Annotated in this window: 14 protein-coding genes; 8 read left to right on the forward strand and 6 right to left on the reverse strand. The window is 63.9% G+C overall.

What is annotated here, in order from left to right:
* Nucleotides 1-67: 67 nt before the first annotated feature.
* Nucleotides 68-1,186 (reverse strand): phosphate ABC transporter substrate-binding protein PstS, encoded by a 1,119-nt coding sequence (gene pstS, locus ABD884_RS22450; protein WP_345052180.1) that lies wholly within the window; start codon nucleotides 1,184-1,186, stop codon nucleotides 68-70.
* A 279-nt stretch (nucleotides 1,187-1,465) separates the two neighbouring features.
* Here pstS and ABD884_RS22455 point away from each other — a divergent pair, with 279 nt between their 5' ends.
* Both ABD884_RS22455 and radA read left to right on the forward strand, forming a co-directional pair.
* Nucleotides 1,466-2,596, forward strand: coding sequence for an FUSC family protein (locus ABD884_RS22455; protein WP_028268028.1), 1,131 nt, complete (start codon nucleotides 1,466-1,468; stop codon nucleotides 2,594-2,596).
* A 39-nt stretch (nucleotides 2,597-2,635) separates the two neighbouring features.
* Nucleotides 2,636-4,009: a DNA repair protein RadA gene (gene radA, locus ABD884_RS22460; RefSeq protein ID WP_345052187.1), complete on the forward strand. Its 1,374-nt coding sequence runs from the start codon at nucleotides 2,636-2,638 to the stop codon at nucleotides 4,007-4,009.
* A gap of 131 nt (nucleotides 4,010-4,140) precedes the next feature.
* Here radA and ABD884_RS22465 read toward each other — a convergent pair whose 3' ends face one another.
* Nucleotides 4,141-5,754: a peptide chain release factor 3 gene (locus ABD884_RS22465; protein ID WP_345052191.1), complete on the reverse strand. Its 1,614-nt coding sequence runs from the start codon at nucleotides 5,752-5,754 to the stop codon at nucleotides 4,141-4,143.
* The gene (locus tag ABD884_RS22470) at nucleotides 5,736-5,885 is read right to left on the reverse strand and encodes a hypothetical protein (protein ID WP_345052195.1); all 150 of its coding nucleotides are present in this window, start codon (nucleotides 5,883-5,885) and stop codon (nucleotides 5,736-5,738) included. The genes ABD884_RS22465 and ABD884_RS22470 overlap by 19 nt, the downstream gene beginning before the upstream one ends.
* 193 nt (nucleotides 5,886-6,078) lie before the next feature.
* Here ABD884_RS22470 and ABD884_RS22475 point away from each other — a divergent pair, with 193 nt between their 5' ends.
* A complete protein-coding gene (locus ABD884_RS22475) occupies nucleotides 6,079-6,327 on the forward strand; it encodes a hypothetical protein (RefSeq protein ID WP_345052199.1) in 249 nt (82 codons plus the stop codon).
* A gap of 233 nt (nucleotides 6,328-6,560) precedes the next feature.
* On the forward strand, nucleotides 6,561-7,637 hold the full coding sequence (gene disA, locus ABD884_RS22480) for a DNA integrity scanning diadenylate cyclase DisA (protein WP_028268024.1): 1,077 nt from the start codon (nucleotides 6,561-6,563) through the stop codon (nucleotides 7,635-7,637).
* Nucleotides 7,638-7,663: 26 nt separating this feature from the next.
* Here the strand turns inward: disA and ABD884_RS22485 are convergent, their stop codons facing one another.
* The 3 genes from ABD884_RS22485 to ABD884_RS22495 form a co-directional block, all read right to left on the reverse strand.
* Complete coding sequence (locus ABD884_RS22485; RefSeq protein WP_345052204.1) at nucleotides 7,664-8,389, reverse strand: hypothetical protein; 726 nt, start codon at nucleotides 8,387-8,389, stop codon at nucleotides 7,664-7,666.
* Between the two features lie 104 nt (nucleotides 8,390-8,493).
* Nucleotides 8,494-9,192, reverse strand: coding sequence for a molybdate ABC transporter substrate-binding protein (locus ABD884_RS22490; RefSeq protein WP_345052207.1), 699 nt, complete (start codon nucleotides 9,190-9,192; stop codon nucleotides 8,494-8,496).
* A gap of 9 nt (nucleotides 9,193-9,201) precedes the next feature.
* A complete protein-coding gene (locus tag ABD884_RS22495) occupies nucleotides 9,202-9,360 on the reverse strand; it encodes a hypothetical protein (RefSeq protein ID WP_345052210.1) in 159 nt (52 codons plus the stop codon).
* A 108-nt stretch (nucleotides 9,361-9,468) separates the two neighbouring features.
* Here ABD884_RS22495 and ABD884_RS22500 point away from each other — a divergent pair, with 108 nt between their 5' ends.
* From ABD884_RS22500 to ABD884_RS22515, 4 genes are all read left to right on the forward strand, one after another.
* The gene (locus ABD884_RS22500; RefSeq protein WP_345052213.1) at nucleotides 9,469-9,618 is read left to right on the forward strand and encodes a hypothetical protein; all 150 of its coding nucleotides are present in this window, start codon (nucleotides 9,469-9,471) and stop codon (nucleotides 9,616-9,618) included.
* A gap of 88 nt (nucleotides 9,619-9,706) precedes the next feature.
* Nucleotides 9,707-10,675: an HhH-GPD family protein gene (locus ABD884_RS22505; RefSeq protein ID WP_345052216.1), complete on the forward strand. Its 969-nt coding sequence runs from the start codon at nucleotides 9,707-9,709 to the stop codon at nucleotides 10,673-10,675.
* A 155-nt stretch (nucleotides 10,676-10,830) separates the two neighbouring features.
* On the forward strand, nucleotides 10,831-11,520 hold the full coding sequence (locus ABD884_RS22510; RefSeq protein ID WP_345052219.1) for a hypothetical protein: 690 nt from the start codon (nucleotides 10,831-10,833) through the stop codon (nucleotides 11,518-11,520).
* Nucleotides 11,521-11,692: 172 nt separating this feature from the next.
* Nucleotides 11,693-12,826, forward strand: a complete 1,134-nt coding sequence (locus tag ABD884_RS22515) for a hypothetical protein (protein WP_345052222.1) — start codon at nucleotides 11,693-11,695, stop codon at nucleotides 12,824-12,826.
* Nucleotides 12,827-12,940: the final 114 nt, after the last annotated feature.

Consider the following 12,940-nt stretch of genomic DNA (forward strand, 5'->3'; position numbering starts at 1 on the left):
GACGGGGAACCTTGATATTCAGGGTAGTGGTATCGCCGTCAGCGGCACCACTACTCCGTTGTGATCCTTAGGCCTTGGCCTTGATGGAGTCAAGAGCGGCCTTTGCCTTGTCCTGCAGCGCCTTGGAGAGCGGGGCGGACTTGGCGGAGCCGGCGGCAGCCTGCTGGCCGGCGTCGGAGACTACGTAGCTCTCGAATGCCTTGACCAGGTCAGCGGTTTCCTTCTTGTCGTAGGTGGTGCAGACGACGTGGTAGGAAACCAGGACGACCGGGTAGGCCGAGGAATCCGTGATGGTGCGGTCAAGCTTGATGGAAAGGTCGCCGGTGGGGCGGCCAGCAACGGGCTTGCCGAGTTCAACAGCCTTTGCAGCAGCGTCAGCGGAGATCTTGACGAAGTCCGAGCCAACCTTGATCTGCGCGGTTCCGAGCTTGCCGGAGACTGCGGAATCGTCAGCGTAGGTCACGGCACCCGGGGTGTCGGTGACCGTCTTGACGACGCCGGAAGTGCCCTTGGCGTTCTCGCCCTTCAAGGAAGCAGGCCAAACGCCAGCAGCCTTGTCGGTCCAGACCGAGGGAGCAGCAGCGGCCATGTAGTCGGTGAAGTTCTGGGTGGTGCCAGAGTCGTCCGAGCGGTTGACCGGGGTGACCTTGAGGTCCGGAAGCGTGACGCCGGCGTTCAGGGCGGCGATTGCGGGATCGTTCCAGTTGGTGATCTGGCCGCGGAAGATGTTGGCAACCGTGGTGGCGTCGAGCTTCAGGTCCTTGACATTGGGGATGTTGAAGGCGACGGCGATCGGCGAGATGTACACCGGGATGTTGATGGCGCCATCGGGGCCGCATTTGGTCTTGGAGCTGGCCAGTTCGGCGTCAGTCAAGTAGGCGTCGGACCCTGCGAACTGGGCCGAGCCGTCGAGGATGGCCTTGCGTCCTGCGCCGGAACCATCCGGGGAATACTGCACGGTTGCGCCTGCGTTGGCGGAAGCGAAGTTGGTCTTCCAGGCGTCCATTGCGGCGCCCTGCGCCGAGGAGCCGATACCTGTCAGCGTGCCGGTGACCTTGACGCCTGCGGTGGTCTGAGTTGCCGCCGGCGTGTTGGTTGCGTTGTCCGAACCGCAAGCTGTCAGCGCAAGGGCGCCGACTGCGAGGACCGCGATTGCCGCGTTGCGGCCGAAGCGAGTTGCCTTCACTAGGATGTACCCCTTCCAGGGATTCTCTGATGCGTGCCGAGGAGAATCGGCAAAAAAGATTTGCGTACGTGTTTGTACCTTTATTGACGGTAGGAGCCGCAGGTAACGGGATCGGCCCTCCAAAGTGAATGGAAGGTTAACAAGGGGCGACGATTGCCTTACATGCCCGGCGTTGCCCTTGCGCTTGGCGCGCCACAAGGGATTATGTGACACCCCTCACCCGCGGGTCCCCCTCGGCCCGAGCCGACGCCGATGCGATCTCCTGAATAGACTTGAGCCATGGCCGCCCCCCAAGGACTTTCAGCAAGCAAGAAATTCCTGCGGGCGCGGCTGCGCACCGGCTTCGTCCGCAGCCGGAACTCGCTGGTTCCGGCCGTCCAGATGACCGTGTGCGCCGTGGGCGCCTACGCGTTCGCTGAGTACATTTTGGGGCACTCGGGGCCGCTTTTCGCGGCTACCTCGTCACTGATCGCGCTCGGCTTCTCGCGGGATCCACGGCTTCGCCGGGTCGTGGAGGTGGGGCTTGGCTGCACCCTCGGGATCGTCGTCGGCGATTTGCTCCTCCACTGGCTGGGTTCGGGGATCTGGCAGGCCGCCGTCGTTCTTCTTTTCTCCATCCTGTTAGCACGCTTCCTGGACAGCGGCTCCATTTTCACCACCCAACTGGGCCTGCAATCACTGCTCGTGGTGCTGCTTCCTGCGCCGGCCGGCGGACCTTTCACGCGGAGCATCGACGCCGTGGTGGGCGGGGTTTTCGCGCTGCTCGTCACCATGCTGGTCCCCAAGGACCCGCGCCGGGAGCCTCGCCAGGACGTACGCAAACTCCTGCACGAGCTCTCGGAGGTGCTCCGCGAGTGTGCCGAAGCATTGATCAACAGCGACTCGACCCAGGCGTGGCACGCTCTCATCCGGGGGCGGAATTGCCAGCCCTTGGTGGACCGCATGCGCCAATCCCTCAAGGCGTCCGGCGAGGTGGCGACGATCGCTCCCGCGTATCGGCGGCACCGCGACGAGCTGACCATGCTTGCGGAATCGCTGGATTCCATCGACCTCGCCCTCCGCAACGGCCGGGTGTTCGCCCGGCGGCTCACCAGCGCCATCAACCATGCCGCCCTGACGGACGAAGCCACGGACAGCATCTCGGAAGTGCTGCTGGACACCTCCGCGGCCGTCGAGGAACTATCGCTGGGCCTTGCGGAAGTGCACGACGGCGCCCGACGCGCCCACCTGCGCGGCGCGCGGCAGGACTTGGCGGACATTTCCACCCGGCTGCACCCCAAAATGCTCCACGTCCAAAAGCTCGAGGGCGAAACGGTGGTGATGCTCTTCCGCCCGCTCATGGTGGATTTGCTCGAAGCCGCGGGCATGGACCCCCGGGAGGCGAGAGACATACTTCCCGAGCTGCAGTGAGGAGCTTGACTGTCCTACCCCTCCACTAGCCTTGTACGCATGGCTTCCAAGACTTCACGCACCTCCAAAACACCCGCGTACAAGTGTGCCGAATGCGGGTGGAGCACGGTCAAGTGGGTGGGTCGCTGCGGCGAGTGCCAGGCGTGGGGCACCGTGGAGGAAGCAGGCGTCACGGTTGCGCGTACGACGGCGGCAACAACGGTTCTGGAGCCGGCCCGCCGCATTGCCGAGGTAGACGGGACCACGGCCGCGTTCCTGCCCACTGGTGTCGACGAACTGGACCGCGTCCTGGGTGGCGGGCTCGTCCCGGGCGCGGTGATCCTGCTTGCCGGGGAGCCCGGCGTCGGGAAATCCACCCTCTTGCTGGATGTCGCGGCGAAATTCGCCCGCACGGGGCAGGATGTCCTCTATGTCACGGGCGAGGAATCGGCGGCCCAGGTCAAACTCCGTGCGGAACGGATTGACGCGGTCGCGCACAGCCTCTATCTCTCGGCGGAAACGGACCTCGGGCAGGCGCTTGGGCAAGTGGAGAAACTTGAACCGAAGCTCTTGATCGTGGACTCTGTGCAGACGCTCAGCAGCGCCGACGTCGAGGGCAGCGCGGGCGGTGTGTCACAGGTCCGGGAAGTGGCTGCGTCCATCATCGCTGCTGCGAAGCGCCGCGGCATGACCACCCTCCTTGTGGGACATGTGACGAAAGACGGCTCCATTGCCGGCCCGCGTCTCCTTGAGCACTTGGTGGACGTGGTGTGCCAGTTCGAAGGCGAGCGCCATTCCCGGCTCCGCTTGTTGCGCGCGGTCAAGAACCGTTACGGGGCCACGGACGACGTCGGCTGCTTCGACCTGAACGAAGCCGGCATCGAAGGCCTCGCCGATCCCAGCGGCCTCTTTGTTTCACGGACGCGAGAGCCCGTTTCCGGCACCTGCATCACCGTGACCATGGAAGGCCGCAGGCCGCTGCTTGCCGAGGTTCAGTCGCTCCTGGCCGAAAGTGCCAGCTCACAGCCGCGCAGGGCCACCAGCGGGTTGGACAGTTCGCGCGTCGCCATGCTCCTGGCCGTACTCCAACAGCGGGCCGGTTGCATCCTGCACAAGGACGACTCCTACGTTGCCACCGTCGGAGGAGTGAAGTTGAGCGAACCTGCCACCGACCTCGCCGTCGCGCTTGCCGTGGCATCGGCAAAGGCCCGGAAGGCGCTGCCGCAAAGGTTGATTGCCTTCGGCGAGGTTGGCCTTGCCGGGGAAGTCCGCCCCGTTCCAGGGATCAACCAGCGCATCCTCGAGGCCCAGCGGCTTGGTTTCACGCATGCCGTGGTGCCCGCCAGCCCCAACGGGCCGGGCCCGATCCCGGAAGGCTTCTCGGTCCGCGAAGTGGCACATCTGGCCGAAGCCTTGGAACTGCTGATCACTTAGCTTCGATCCACCGGTCGGCCACCACCGGACATGCCCCCTGCACGAACCAGGCAGTGGACATAACAGCATTATGTCCACTCCTCGGCTGATACGAGGGGCATGTCCAGACGGATTGCGGCGCGGTTGGAGGACTATTTCGCGGGGTTGTGCGTGCCGATCGGCAGCAGCGTGAGGTTCGGGTGGTTCTTCTCGATCCGGCGCAGCGCCCAGACGTCGTTGAATAACGCCAGGTATTCGCCGTCGGACCGCAACAGCACCTCAGCGCCAGGGACGTTCGCGAGCGCGGGCATGGCTTCCGCCGTCGAGATCCTGGCCATCGAGTACGGGAGGCGCTCCAAGCGCATCGGGGCGTTGAAGTCGTGGGCCATGCGGTCCTCCACCACTTCGAACTGCATGGGACCGACAGCGGCGAGCACCGGCGCCTGGTCCCCACGGACGTCGGAGCGGAGCACTTGAATGACGCCTTCGTGCTCAAGTTGCTCGATCCCGCGGCGGAATTGCTTGAAGCGGCTGGGGTCCTGGGACCTGGCCACCTGGAAATGTTCGGGCGCAAAAAGCGGGATGGCCGGGAATTCCACGGGCTCTTCCAGGAACAGGCTATCCCCTACGCGCAGGGATGACGCGTTCACCAAGCCAACAACATCGCCGGGGTAGGCTTCGTCGATGACTTCGCGTTCACGCCCGAACACCTGCTGGGCGTACTTGGTCGCGAAGGACTTACCGGTGCGGGTCTGCGTGACCACCATGCCACGCTCAAAGACACCCGAGCACACACGGATGAACGCGACGTGGTCACGGTGGGCCTTGTTCATGCCGGCCTGGACCTTGAAGACAAAACCAGCGAAGGGCGCGTCAACGGAACGGGGCTCGCCGTCGATGTCCGGGCGGGGCGCGGCCGGAGGCGCGAAATCCACCAATGCGTCCAGGATTTCCTTGACCCCGAAGTTCAAGGCTGCCGAGCTGAAGAGGATAGGCGTCGCCGTTCCTGCATGGAAGCTTTCCACGTTGAATTCAAGGTTCGATTCGATCACCAGCCCGGCTTCGTCGACGGCGTCGCTCCAGTTGTTGCCCTGCGTTTCCGCTGCTTCTTCCGGGGTGAAGTACTCAGTGATGGCGATGTTGGCGCCGGCGTTGTTACGGGCGAACCGGGCGAAGCGGTCATTGCGCAGGTCCCAGACTCCACGGAAGTCGCCGGAAATGCCCACAGCCCACGTCAGCGGCATGGGTTGGAGGCCGGTACGTTCTGTGATTTCGTCCATCAGCGCGAGGGCGTCCAGGCCCGGCCGGTCCCATTTATTGATGACCGTGATGATGGGCAGGTTCCGCTGTTTGCAGACCTCGAACAGTTTCATGGTCTGGGTTTCCAGGCCCTTTGCCGCGTCCACCAGCATGACGGCGCAGTCAACGGCGGCGAGAACCCGGTAGGTGTCCTCGGAGAAATCGGCGTGACCCGGGGTATCCAGCAGGTTGATCACGGTGTCCCGGTAGGAGAACTGCAAGGCCGCGGAGCTGATGGAAATACCGCGGTCCTTTTCCATCTGCATCCAGTCCGAAACGGTTTCCTTGCGGTTGGCCTTGCCACTCGACGCGCCTGCGGTGCCGATGACTTTGGCATGCAGGGCGAGGGCCTCCGTCAGTGTGGACTTGCCCGCGTCAGGGTGCGAAATGACCGCAAAAGTCCGACGCCGGGACGCCTGGTGGTGAATTTCCTGGACTCGGGCGGGGTTCAGGACTTCTTGGGACACGGTGCTACTTTCGCTGCGATCTGGGCGTTGCCCGCACTGAAGAACGACGGGCCATGCGTGGGATGGAGGCTGGATCCGGGCCCGTTGCCGGCCGGGGCCAACTCAGGGAGCGGCACGGTTGCGCCAGCCAAGGTACTAAGTTTATCCCAGCCCGCCAAGCTGGCCGAAGGCAGCGTTTAACCGGATTGAAACGAGGTGCACAAACCTCCGAAATCACGGGCCGGTAGTTTGAATTGTCGGCAGTCCGGCACATCTGAACAACGTAGACGCCTTCGCCAAGGAAGCACCCGATCAGCCGGCGATGGCACGAAAGGACAGGGCAAAATGAAACCGGGAAATGACTTGTTCTACGATCCACTCGGCCCCTCCTCCGCCGCGAACGCCGGCCCGAACTCCCGTGCGGCCATGGACTGGCCCCAACAGGGACGCCGCCCGGAAACCAGTGCAAGCGGAACCGGCGTTCCCGGAAGGCAATCACATCCGGACAACGGAAAGGCTGCGGCCAGGGAAGCAGCACTCTTGAGCGTACGACGCGACCTTGAGCGGCTCGCCCGGCTTCGGATGACTCCCTGAGCTTCGGGGAACCCGACGCAAAGTGGCGGTCTGGCGACCGCCGTCGAACGCGTTTCAAGGCCCTCGTCACGTAACCTTCTTTGGGGCACTTTAAGGCTTGCCTGTGCGGTTCTTGCCGGTCTATACCTCTATCATTGAGCTTGCGGGAAACCAAGTATTTTGATCCTGTCGGCTCACTGCTGAAACCGGCATACTTGCGGGCGCGATTGCCTGCACCTTTGAAGGGAACACCTATGGCTCGGAGCCCCGAAGAATCGCTCAAGGCGACTCTGGGCAGGGTGGCCCCCGGAACGCCGCTGCGCGACGGCCTGGAACGTATCCTCCGCGGGCGCACTGGCGCCCTGATCGTGCTGGGAACGGACCGGACCATCGAGTCGATCTGTTCCGGCGGCTTTGAAATCGGCATCGACTTCTCCCCGACCCGACTGCGTGAGCTCGCGAAGATGGATGGTGCCATCATTTGCGACAAGGATGCCGGGAATATCCTTCGTGCCGCGGTCCAGCTTGTGCCGGACTCCAGCATCGAGACCCAGGAGTCTGGAACGCGCCATCGGACAGCGGAGCGCGTGGCCATCCAGACCGGAGTACCGGTGATTTCGGTCAGCCAGTCGATGCAGATCATCGCCCTGTATGTCAACGGCTTGCGCCACGTGCTGGAGGGCTCCGAGAAGGTCCTGGCACGCGCCAACCAGGCCCTCGCAACCCTTGAACGCTACAGTGCCCGTTTGGACCAGGTCACCAGCGCCCTGTCGGCCCTCGAGATCGAGGCCATGGTCACCGTCCGGGATGTGGCCGTCACCCTCCAGCGCCAGGAAATGGTCCGGCGTATCGCCGAGGAAATCTCACAGTATGTCCTGGAGCTGGGCGAAGACGGCAGGTTGCTGTCCTTGCAGCTGGAAGAGCTCACCACTGGCCGCGGCCCGGGCAGCGACGTGATCATCCGCGATTACGCCGGTGCCGACGCCTCGCCGGACGAGATCGACGGCGCGGTCCAGGCTCTTCTGGAGCTTGGCCCCACCGAGCTGATTGATCTGGGCAAGATTTCCGGCATCATCGGTTTCGCCGGGGGCTTGGACGTTCTCGACGCCGGGGTACAGCCCCGCGGATACCGCCTCCTGTCCGGGCTGAAGTCGGTTCCGAAAGCCGTGGCCGACCGTTTGGTGGAACATTTCGGCGGACTCCAGAACCTCATGGCCGCCACTATCGACGACCTCATGACCGTGGACGGCATAGGCGACCAGCGCGCCCGGACCGTTCGCGAAGGGCTCAGTCGCATGGCTGAAGCCAGCCTGCTGGACAGGTTCCTTTAGCCTGCACAGGCTCCTTGCTCCCGCCTTTAGCCGAGTTGGAAGACGGCCTTGGTGCTCGCCTTGTTCCCCAGCATGGCCTTGAATGTGTAATACGCGCCGCCAGCGCCGGGCTTGGCTGAGACCACGCCGCAGCCCTCCGTTGTCCGGTTCCGTTGCCACACGAAGTTGGCCGTCTCGCTCTTGCCCGGATCAATCTGCTTCACGAGGTCCTCACCCTTCGCCTGGCAGTCCTTCGAGGAGAAAATCCGGTCCTCGCCACTCGTCACCAAGAACTCCATCTGGGAGGTCCCCACATTCACTTGGCATGGGGCGGACCCGCCGTTGGTGATCTTCATGCTCAGCACCGGGTTCTGCCCAGCCGCATAGGAAGGCTGGTCCGTCGACGCGGTTACCGTCACCAGGTTGAGGTCGCACACCGGGGTGGGCGCAGGCGTTGTGGTGGCGGCCACAGTGGGAACCACCTGCGGGGCCTGGGCCGCTGCGGCTCCGCTCGGGTCATTCTTGGAGGCACCGGAATCGGCGTTGCTCGCAAGCGAGGAACTCATGGCCATAACCCCGGCTACGAGCATCGCCAAGACCACCAGCAAAGCACCAAAAACCACTAGCCTCCGACGGCGGTACACGGCACGGCTCGGCCGGCGCCTTTGCGGATTTGCGGCACCCTGCGATCGGTTTGCGCTTGAGTTCCGGGCCGGGCCTTTCGCCGACGGCGACGTGCGCGCGTTTGACGGTGGCTTGCCCTGGTTGACCATACTTCTAGGCTAGGCAACGCCGGGCCTGCTTGGGGCCGCACCACGCCGCCGCGGCCCGATTAGAGGCTAGTTTCCGGGAAATGGTGGCCAATGTAGCCGCGGCCTCAGCTTGGTTCCAGACCTGCATCGCGGTAGGCAGCGCGCGCCAGCTTTGAACCTAAGAACATGAGCAGCGAGGCGGAGCCTGGCCTGTTCCTTGTCTGGGCGGAGACCGCAGCGGAGAAGGGCGTGTATTGCTGGACGTCGGCTGGTAGCGGTCCAGCGATCTGGGCCTCCGGGACGAACATGAGTTCGCTCATCTGCTGGATTGCGAGATCGGCACGGCCATCGAGAAGCGCCGCAGCGGTGAAGCCCTGGTCGATGATGGTGGCATTTCCGTTGACTTCTTCGGCGATGCCCAGGTCCTGCAGCAGGCGGGCGAAGTAGATGCCGCTTGGCCCGTTCCGTGAGTAGGCCACGGAACGGGCTGCCGTCAGCGCTTTGGTGAGTTTTGAGACGGTCGAAACGTCGGGAATCTCGACGTCGGGGGCGACTGCGATGCCGATACCGGTTTGGGCCAGTGGCGTCAGGGTTCCGGCGTCGATGGTTGCTACGGTGCCGGGCGCTGTCAGTGAGGCGGTGATACCGATGATCACGTCCGGGTCTGCTCCGGCGGTGATTTCCTGGATCAAAGAGCTGGTGGGGGCAAAATGGGCATTCACCGCGGTTCCAGTGTCTTGGCTGAATGCAGGCAGGATGGAGTCCTTGAGGGCGCCTTTGAGGGCGACGGCGCAGAACAGGCTCAGGGCTGGGCGGGTAGTCAAGGTTCCAGCTTAGATCTTGGCGGGTGCGAGGGTGATGTCGAAGCGGGTGCGGGTCCAGGTCTGGTTGTCCAGGTCTCGGTGGTCGGGGGTGGGTGTGCCGGCCGGTTGGGGTTCGACCGCGGTCTGTTCGGGGCTGATAGCGGTTTCGGTAGGGGTGGTTTCGGACATGCTGTACTTTTGAAATTTTGCCTGGGAACGCGTGTGTCGCCGGAGGTTGCTCAGAGGTCCAGGAGGACGCGGGGGTCTTCCCCGGTCAGGGCCGCTTGGAGGAGCCTGGTGAAGTTTTCGGTGGTGGCCGGGCTCTTCACGCTCTACGCCGGATCGGCCGTGCTGTGCCCACTGGTCAGTGTTGGCCTCTTCTACGCACAGCGGGCGGCGGCCCGCCAGCCTGCTGACAGGCCCATCCCTGTCCTTGTGGAAGGCTGACGTCGGTCATCTCCGGCCGGCTCCACTACAGTGGATGGCAGGAATCGGCCGCCAAGGGCCAGCCACGAACCGCCGCACGAGGAACCCCATGTCATTAGCAGGCGCCGCTGAACTTGCCGGCACCCGTCACCTCGCTGACTTGCACCGGTCCATGCAGCGATGGTTCTCCGAGGCTGCCCGGGTATTGCCGTGGAGGTCACCGGATTGCAGCCCATGGGGAGTTCTGGTCAGCGAGGTGATGCTCCAGCAGACACCGGTGGTTCGTGTCCTGCCGGTATGGGAGGACTGGCTGCAACGCTGGCCCCATCCAGCGGGTCTGGCCAAGGAACCTTCGGGCGAGGCCGTGCGACATTGGGGCAGGCTCGGTTATCCCCGCCGCGCGCTCAGGCTCCACGCGGCCGCCGTCGTGATAGCCGAAGAACATGGCGGCAAGGTGCCGGACACGCATGCGGCGCTCCTAAGCCTTCCCGGCGTCGGCGAGTACACGGCAGCGGCAGTGGCTGCCTTTGCCTTCGGGCGGCGCGAAACCGTGGTGGACACGAACATCCGGCGAGTGCATGCCCGCCTCGTTTCGGGACTGGCGCTGCCGTCGCCGTCGCTCACCGCGGCCGAGATGCGCCTCGCCGAATCCCTCATGCCCGACGACGTCGCGCTCTCCGTGAGCTGGAACGCTTCCGTCATGGAGCTCGGTGCGCTGGTCTGCACGGCCCGCTCCCCCAAGTGTTCCGAATGTCCCGTCCGTGAGTCCTGCGCGTGGCGTGCCGCGGGTGAGCCGCCGCCGACGTACACACCCAAAGGGCAAGCGTGGCACGGCACGGACCGGCAGCTCCGGGGCGCAGTCATGGCCGTGTTGCGTGCGGCCGAATCGCCCGTGGCGCGGGAAATATTTGAGCGCCCGGCAGCTGACCTTGGCTTTGTCGCCGACGGCGCAACGGTGCCGCTTGCCGCCTTGCATCGCCTGAATTCCGCGCCGGAACAGCTGGAACGGGCGCTTGAAGGACTCGTGCGCGACGGTTTGGCCGAGATGCACGACGGCGGACTGCGGCTCCCGGCCTGAGCTTCCTTTACACCGCTTCCGCACCTGAAACATTGGAAGGGTGGGAATCTGAGTGCCGCTGGCGGCAGACATTCAGCCTCCGGCCCGATGTCCTTAACCTGCGTCCCCCCGCCCGTTAAGACCTCGGACTGAGCGTTATCACGACTACGGACGCGATGTCCAGTCACATTATTCGGGGGGTCACCATTTCCAATGAACGTATTTCTTTCACATCCTTTGTCAGCCGGGCGCTTCCTGCTGCGACGCGCTGGAACGAGCGCGAACTCGCGGTCCTGGGCGCAGCAGTCCAGGACGGGTATGTACCGACGCTGGCGCCACTGAGTAAACGGCAGCAGTTGACCCAGCTGGTACTTCAGTACGCCGAGGTACTGGTGCAAGCGCCCCGCCTTCAGTCCAACCATCAGATGGTGCGCCGGATGGATCATTTCAACCAACCCTTGGTTGTCTGGCGCCTGATCTCGGGTAACCATCGAGAACTCGGGCGGGGTGTGGGCCTTTTCCCGGACTACGCGGCGGCGGCCGCTCATGCGCGCTCCGTGCAGCGGGCAGTCGGGGAACTCACGATTACTTTCGTGCAGAGCCAGCCCGCCCGGGAGTTCGGGTGGTACGCAAGCCTGCGGGGGCGCCCTGTATTGACGGCCAGCTCCTGGTACCCCACGATCCGGGAAAGGGACCGCAGTGCCGCCGCCGCACTGGATCTGCTCGGCGCCGCGCGCCTGCTGGAAACAGTGATCCGGCACGGACATCGGCATCTTTCGGTCGAACTGTCGAGTGAACAGGTAGGGCCGCGGGATGCTGTCGAGGGCCCAGTTCCCGAGGACCCGCTGCCCGCGCTTTCACCGTAAGTTCACCTGATCGAGGGTGTTTCTTAGTCGAACAAATCGAGGTGGCGGGCAACGATGCCCCAGACTCATAGCGGTCGGCTCTGTCCCGACAACTTCAGCAGCCGAGCAAGCGCCATGGCAGTAAAGGTACTGCGCGGCGGCGCAACGGCAACGCACACCACCCGGAACTAAGATGGGGAATCTTGACATGAATTTAAAGTCCTTTCAGGCTGTCGGCGCCATCTGCGTCACTGCCCTGGCGTTCGGCCTGATCAGCACTGCAACCGCGACTGCGGAACCCACCACATCCAATCGCCCGCTGGCGGCCGTTGGTTCGGACACCATCCAGGACGTCTGGAATGCCTTGAGCAACACGGGTCCGATCAAGTCGGTGGCCTCTTACAACGCCTTTGGCGACGCCGCCACGATCGTGACGAAGACCGGCGTTGCCCCCATTACCCGGCCGAACGGTTCCGGAGCCGGAGTCAAAGCCCTGAGTGCCAGCCTGAATCCGCTTAACCACGTCTACAAGGACTCGGCCAACAACTCGTTCACCCTGAAGAAGAACGACGTCGACATCGCCCGGTCATCTTCCTCCCCCAGCGTGACGGGCACCGACCTCACGTTCCTTCCTTTCGCGCGCGATGCGGTCACCGTAGCCGTGAAAGACGCCGCCAACAGGCCGCTGAGCCTGACCACGCAGCAGGTCGCCAACATTTTCAGCTGCACGGCCGGTGACGGTGTCACCATCGACGGCGCCACCGGAAAGCCTGTCCTCGGAACCATGACGTTCACGCCCAAGCTGCCCCAGGCCGCTTCCGGTACGCGTGCCTTCTTCCTCAAGGCAATCGGTGTCACGCCGAATACCACCTGCATTTCGGACGCGGAACAGGTCTATCCCGAAAACAACGGCGAGGCACTCGTCAACGACGGCGACATCTTCCCCTTCTCGGCCGCACAGTGGATTGCACAGAAGAACGGTGCGATGACCGACACTACGACTGCCGGTCAGTTGCTGGCGGACATCGACGGGCTCAAGGCCATCGACCAGAATACGGCTGCCCCGGCTCTGGCGCCGGGCGACCTCTACGGTGATCCGGCTGTTGCGCCCGCGAGCGGTAAGGGCATCTTCGCCCGGGACACTTACAACGTTGTCTCCAGCGGGGTCCAGACCAGCAAGTTGACCTACAACGTGGTCCTCAACAACGCCGTCTCGACCAGCCTGAAGACCACCGCGGGCAAGAGCATCATCACCAAGTTCGGCTTCAAGACGCTTTCCTACGTCGGCGACTGGACGATGGGAAAGAAGTCCGGGTACACCAACTAGGCATTCAACCGGCATTCCCTGGGCCAATTCATCAAACGTTTGCGCGCAATACCAGCTTGCTTTACTTAGCCACGCGCACAGAATACGGCTGATGACCCAGAATGATCGGTAATT

Origin of the sequence: Arthrobacter methylotrophus, assembly GCF_039539965.1 — a bacterium.
Taxonomy (GTDB): domain Bacteria; phylum Actinomycetota; class Actinomycetes; order Actinomycetales; family Micrococcaceae; genus Arthrobacter; species Arthrobacter methylotrophus.

Excerpts from the sequence above, each read along its gene's own strand:
- ABD884_RS22505 (WP_345052216.1), top strand. The coding sequence starts at position 9,707 with ATGTCATTAGCAGGCGCCGCTGAACTTGCCGGCACCCGTCACCTCGCT.
- ABD884_RS22510 (WP_345052219.1), top strand. The coding sequence starts at position 10,831 with ATGTCCAGTCACATTATTCGGGGGGTCACCATTTCCAATGAACGTATT.
- disA (WP_028268024.1), top strand. The coding sequence starts at position 6,561 with ATGGCTCGGAGCCCCGAAGAATCGCTCAAGGCGACTCTGGGCAGGGTG.
- ABD884_RS22475 (WP_345052199.1), top strand. The coding sequence starts at position 6,079 with ATGAAACCGGGAAATGACTTGTTCTACGATCCACTCGGCCCCTCCTCC.
- ABD884_RS22455 (WP_028268028.1), top strand. The coding sequence starts at position 1,466 with ATGGCCGCCCCCCAAGGACTTTCAGCAAGCAAGAAATTCCTGCGGGCG.
- ABD884_RS22515 (WP_345052222.1), top strand. The coding sequence starts at position 11,693 with ATGGGGAATCTTGACATGAATTTAAAGTCCTTTCAGGCTGTCGGCGCC.
- radA (WP_345052187.1), top strand. The coding sequence starts at position 2,636 with ATGGCTTCCAAGACTTCACGCACCTCCAAAACACCCGCGTACAAGTGT.
- ABD884_RS22495 (WP_345052210.1), bottom strand. The coding sequence starts at position 9,360 with ATGTCCGAAACCACCCCTACCGAAACCGCTATCAGCCCCGAACAGACC.
- ABD884_RS22485 (WP_345052204.1), bottom strand. The coding sequence starts at position 8,389 with ATGGTCAACCAGGGCAAGCCACCGTCAAACGCGCGCACGTCGCCGTCG.